This is a genomic window from Steroidobacter sp., assembly GCF_016790065.1.
Taxonomy (GTDB): Bacteria; Pseudomonadota; Gammaproteobacteria; order Steroidobacterales; family Steroidobacteraceae; genus Steroidobacter.
This window is the reverse complement of record NZ_JAEUPY010000077.1, coordinates 1-6,034: the sequence shown is the minus strand read 5'-3', so window position 1 is coordinate 6,034 and position 6,034 is coordinate 1. Positions and strand designations below refer to the sequence as shown.

At 60.8% G+C, this 6,034-nt stretch carries 4 protein-coding genes; all 4 read right to left on the bottom strand.

Features of this window, described 5'->3' with window-relative positions:
• Nucleotides 1-1,405: M28 family metallopeptidase (locus tag JNL55_RS03220; protein ID WP_293849174.1), on the bottom strand; the 1,405-nt coding region annotated here is incomplete at its 3' end.
• Between the two features lie 4 nt (nucleotides 1,406-1,409).
• Nucleotides 1,410-1,880, bottom strand: a complete 471-nt coding sequence (locus JNL55_RS03215) for a hypothetical protein (RefSeq protein WP_293849172.1) — start codon at nucleotides 1,878-1,880, stop codon at nucleotides 1,410-1,412.
• A gap of 11 nt (nucleotides 1,881-1,891) precedes the next feature.
• Nucleotides 1,892-5,044 (bottom strand): TonB-dependent receptor, encoded by a 3,153-nt coding sequence (locus JNL55_RS03210; protein WP_293849170.1) that lies wholly within the window; start codon nucleotides 5,042-5,044, stop codon nucleotides 1,892-1,894.
• 145 nt (nucleotides 5,045-5,189) lie between these two features.
• A partial coding sequence (locus tag JNL55_RS03205) for a FecR family protein (protein ID WP_293849168.1) occupies nucleotides 5,190-6,034 on the bottom strand: 845 nt, incomplete at its 5' end.

Sequence of the window (6,034 nt, the reverse complement as noted above, 5' to 3'; positions counted from 1 at the left end):
AAGAAATCGCCGGCACGCCGCGTTTGGCCAGCGCGAAATGATCCGAGCGGAAGAATCGGCCGGCTTGAGGCAACGTATCGGGAGTGAAGTAGCGGTCATATTCACGCGCCACCGCGATGACGTTGTCTTGCAACGTCACAGCACCATCGCCGGCAGTCGTGAAATCCTTGGCCGGGCCGGTGGGGCGTGGTGCATCGGTGTTCAGATTCCCCACCGTCTTGGCCAGCGGATACAACGGGTTTGCCGCGTAGTACTCCGTACCCAGCAGATTCTTTTCTTCGGCGGTCACAAATAGAAACACCACCGACCGGTCAGTGCGCTCGCTGTTGGCGAACAAGCGAGCGATCTCGATCACTTGCGCGACGCCAGCGGCATTGTCGACCGCGCCGTTATAGATCGTGTCGCCATCGGCGTCCGGCCGGCCCACGCCGATGTGATCCCAATGCGCGCTGTAGACGATGTATTCGTCCGCGTGTTTCTTGCCCGGCAGAATGGCGACGACGTTCTTAGAAATCACCCGCTGGGTATTCACAGCGTAGCGAGTCGAGAAACTCACGCCTGGTAACGTGACCGGACGGAACTCCCGTGTTTGTGCCTGAGCCTTGAGCTTGGCGAAATCCAGCCCGGCGCGTTTCAGCAGATCGAGGGTCGTGTCCTTGTGGATCCAACCTTCCATCGGCGTGTGTTGTTCGAGAGGATTGCGACGAACGATGTCGAACATCGCTGCCGCATCGCTATTCGCTGGTGTCGCCCACGGATAAGACGCGGGTGCTTCTTCGTGCACGACCAACACACCAGCCGCGCCTCGCCGTGCAGCCTCTTCGAACTTGTAGGTCCAACGACCGTAGTAGGTCATGGCCTTGCCGCCGAAGTCGCCGTAGCCGGTGTCAAAGTCCGGATCGTTGACCAGCATCAGCACGACTTTGCCTTTCAAGTCCAGGCCCTTGTAGTCGTCCCAATTGCGCTCCGGCGCGCTGACGCCGTAGCCGGCGAACACGATGGGCGCGCCCTCGATGTTCACTTGATCCGTACCGGTCTGCGCGGCACGAATCACGATCTGCTCACTTTGTTTCCATTGCAGCGTCTCGCCGGCAGCGTGGACACTAATGCTCATCGGCCCTTGGATCTCGGCACGCAGCAGCGGCACGTCTTGTGTCCAAGCGCGACCGAACCCTTGCTTATCACCGCCGGGCTGCAGGCCAGCCGCCTTGAGTTGCGCGATCAGGTAGTCGACAGTTTTCGTCTCGCCCGCGCTGGCCGGCGCGCGTCCTTCGAACTCGTCCGATGACAACACCCGAACGTGTTCGGTGATCTTGTCGGGATCGATGACGACTGGCGCGGCTGCCAGCGCGGCCGTCAGCGTGAGAACGCCAACCGTGGCGCAAAGAATTTTGGCGATGTGCATTAGCTCATTTGCGCAGGAAGGTCTCCTGATAGGCCTTGGACTTGCCTTCGGGAGATTTACCGACGCCCCGTCTGACCATGGTCCGGCCATCATCACGGAACGTATAGAAGGAGGCAACGATCACATCGCCATTCAAGTACTGGACGATCTCCAGCTCGCCGGGCCCATTCCGCCGCACCGAGACCTGGTTGTAACGCGACTGATTTTCCACCGGCACCACCGTGCCATCCAACGGCGCCACGAAACTCAGGCGCCCGATCTTGTTCTTGTCCGAGTCGTTGACCGACGAATAAGTGAGCTGATTGCCGGAAAACTTCATCTCCAGGGCCAGACTGAAGTTGGCCGGCAGGTCGTTGGTGCTCCAATACGAGTCCTTGGCTGTATACACCCAGACGCCGCTCATGTCGGGCGCGGCGGCCCACGCTGCCACAGCGAACAAGGCGGTGGCAGCGACGGCAATGAGTCTTCTCACCATTCGTTGCTCTCCTACAGCCGTGCGGTCAGGCCCAGGAAGAAGTAGCGCCCGATGTTATCGAACAGCACACCACGCTTGTCGCCTCGCACCGTTTCACGACTGAACGGTGGCGCCGTATCGAACAGATTGTTCACACCCGCGCTAAAGCGCAACGAGTTCCAGTCATAGCTGGCACTCAAATCGTGATACAGCTTCGATGACACGTTGTTGTCATCGCGCCCCTCGGCCGACTGCTGCACATCCACTTTGCTGCTGTCGATGAAACGCATCGCCCAGTCCACCCGCAAAGCGCCGAATGCGACGCCCGGTACGAAGTTCACGCGCCAACGGGGATTGTCGACCTCGCCCACGTTGACATCGAGCGTGCTGGCATCGGTCTCGACCACCAGAATGTTGTTCTGATCCAGATAAGTACCGGACAGCGACAGGTTCACGCGCCAGTCGCTAGCGAACGGCAAACTGTAGTTGGCTTGGAAATCGATACCGCTGGTTTCGAGACTGCCGACATTGATAGGCGTGACGTTCACACTGGTGATCGCGCCGTCTGCACGCCGAGTGATCAAACCGCAGAAGGGATTGGCAATGCTGGCCGAATCCACGCAGCTATCCACCAACCGCTGCAACGGCACCACGTTGATGGCGTCTTCGATTTCGATCTTGAACCAATCGATGGACAGCGACAGGCCAGGCGCGAAACCCGGGGTGAACACCGCACCGACGGTCCAGCTATCCGACTCCTCTTCTTTCAAGTTGGAGTTGCCGGACGTGAGCACCTGCTTGGCCTGATTAGCGAATGGATCCGAATACGTCGGCGCCAACTGCAAGGCCGCGCAATTCGTCGAGCGGTTGGCAGTCAGATTGAGTCGGGTGGAATCGCATGGATCCAGAATGAACACCGAGCTGGTCGTTCCCGGACTGCTCAACTCAGCCAGGTTCGGCGCACGCACGCTACGCGAATTGGTCACCCGGAAACGCACGTCGTCGATGGGCGCCCACTGGGTTCCCAACTTCCATGCGAATGTATTGCCGACGGTGTTGTAGTCGGAGAAGCGAGCCGCGCCTTCCACGGACAAGGATCTCACGAACGGCTTGTCGACCAGCAGTGGCACCAGCACTTCGGCGAACGCTTCTTTCACATTGAAGTCAGCGTCGAGCGAACTGCCGATTGCACGCTGCAACAGCCGCGCGACTGCGAGCGGATCTTCCTTCACGCTCAAGGTCTCTTCGCGATATTCGATGCCGGTGGCAAGCTGCACTTCGCCTGCCGGCAGATCGAGCAAGCCACCAGTCAGCTGCACCCCGGAGACCGTCTGCGTATTCACGATGTTGGTGCGCTGGGTGTAGTCGAAGTACGCGAGAGCTTGAGGCGTCGCTGCGTTCCGACCGAACAAGCTCAGTGGCACGCAGCCGGCGGCCCTCGCCGTAGTGCTTCTACAAACCGGCGTGCCATTCGGGCCGACGATCACGTCGACCGCTTCGAGATAGCGACTCTGAATACGCTCGTGAGTGCGAGACACATCAGCCTCATAGCGGCCGTACTGGTGGAATGCGGTCCACTGAAAGCCACCGATCTCACCTTCGAAGCCGCCCACCAGCGTATAGGTGTTGCGATCCACCAGCCGGTGATTCTGGCCCTGGTCGAAGTTGGTTCGACCGACCGACAGCGTCGTCTGGCCGGCGGCCGACATCAGTGCCAGCACATCAGCCGGAATCAATGGATTGTCCGCCGTGAGCGCGATGGCCGAATCAAAGCTCGGCTGCAGCGGCGAGTCAGTCTCGGTGCGCGAATACTGGAACTCGCCAAACACCTTCACAGCGTCCGTCAGCTTGTAGTCGAAGTGAGTCAACGCTGCCAACACTTCGCTCTCGTTACGCAGCGGCGCGAAGTCGGCGTCGTTGAAGCCGTCGCCGCCGATGCCGGTCGACGCGTTGAAGGCGGCGTCGTTGCGAGTCGGCCGAACGGCGTTGTCGTAGGTGTAGCGTGTGCCGCCGATCACAAAGGCACCGCCATAGCTGGTGTTGGGATAGCGATAGTCACGCAAGGCCACCGAGTTGAAGATGCCGTCGGACGGACCGGTGTTGGCCGGATTACCGAACAGATCGACAGCCCGCTCGCCCCACGGCCGCTCGCGCGCCATCAACAGATCTTCCTTGTTGTGCGACAGGCCGAACAAAAATCGACCGCGGCCATCGTCGAGCGTCTGGCCGTAAGTAATGCCCAGCGAATGACTGTCGGCATCGCCGCGCGATGACAAACCAGTTCGGCCGGTGAACTCCAAGCCGTCGACATCTTGCTTGAGCGAGACGTTGACCACGCCGGTGACGGCATCCGCCCCGTACACCGCGGCCGCGCCGCCAGTGATGACTTCGATGTTGCCAATCAAGTTGCTGGGAATGGTCGTAAGATCGACCGCTGACGACAGCTGCGTGCCGGACACTCGGCGCCGACCGTTCACCAGCACCAGCGTGCGGTTGGTGCCCAAGCCCCGCAGATTGATGAACGATGCACCGGCATCGGCGTTGAAATAGGAATTCGACGAGCCCAAGCCCACACCGACCTGCGGTGTTCGGTTGAGAATATCTGACACGTTGCTGAAGCCCGAGCGTTCGATGGCTTCGGCGCCAATGACAGTGACCGGCGTCGGTTGATCGTAGCCAGCACGCGCGATCCGAGAGCCAGTGACGATGATTTCTTCGGCAGCGACGGGATCTTCGCTACCACTGCTTGCCGGTGTGCTGGCGGCTGCCGGGGTCACAGCTTGCCCGCTAGCTTGAGCCACACGAAACCGTTGGCGCGCGGAACTGCGCTCGGGTGTGGAAATATTCGCTGCCGGCTTAGGAGTTACGGACTTCGACTCGGTGACCGGTTCGCTGGCGCTGACCAACGCAACCGTTCGCTCAGCGACGTAGCGATGCCCGAGCCCGGTGCCGGCCAGCATGTCATTCAGCGCTGTTTCGGTGGCCACCTGGCCACGGACTGGATTCAGCTTTTTACCGCGCAGGTCCTCCGCTGACGCCAATATCTGCAGACCGGATTGAACCCCGAACGCGCGAATGGCGCTGGCAGAGTCCTGAGTAGAGATATCGAACTCATGAACTTCTTGCGCGGCCACCGGAAGCGGCGCGGCCAGCGCCAGCAGCGATGCGAGAACAAGTGCGCTCATGGTTCGGTTCTGGTGCAAGCCTCGGCTCGTCATGCCCATCCCTCGTGCGCGTCGGCCGCGCTTGTTAGTTAGGACGCCGGCCAGTTGTGGCGCCGTAACTAATGGGATGAACGAGCCCGCGAATCCCCCTAACGACTCTGCAATGTCACGGTGATTGCACGGGTTCCAAGCGGATGGTGTGGTCCGTTACCACGGCGCGCGCCTTCAGGGTGGCGGCCGCGGCCTGTGCAAAACCTTCCACATCCGTTGCACGAAACACGCCGACCAGGGGGCGCTGGGCCAACACCGGATCGTCGACCACGATTTGCCGACGGTTATGACGATTGATTTCGCTGGCCGCCAGCTGCAACGACTCGCCGTCGAACGACACCATGCCTTCGCGCCAGGCCAGCTGACGGCTCAGCTGCGGTGTAGGAATCGCAGTCACTTCAGGGGCTGCGGCCGGCAGAATCACCGCACGCTCGTTGGCACTGAGCCGTCGCGGCGCTGGCGGTTTGTCAGTAACGGCGGGCGAGTTGGTAGTTTCTGGCGTCGAACTATTCGAAAGTTCGACCACACCTTCTGTGACCGTGACATCGATTTGCGCGGCTTGCAGCCTCACGGCGAACGCCGTGCCCACCGCTCTCACTGCGGTTTCATTGGCGCGCACGATGAAGGGTCGGCTCTTGTCGTGAGCCACTTCGAACAACGCCTCGCCGCGCCGTAACTCGATGTTTCGGCGCTCGTCGGTAAGTTGCACCGAAACTTCGGTGTCGGTGTTGAGCAGAATGGTCGAACCGTCCGCCAATGGAATGCGTCGGACTTCGCCGATGCCGGTCAGATAGATCTCGCGCTCTTCACGCATCGCCAGCCAGGAAAGCCCGCCGGCGACCACAGTGGCCGCGGCGACACTGGCAGCGAGGAAATATCGGCGCGTCACTGGTGCCGGAACTTCGCTCGTTAGCTCGACGGTATCCACCGAAGGTCCATGCAAAGCAGCCAGACGATCCA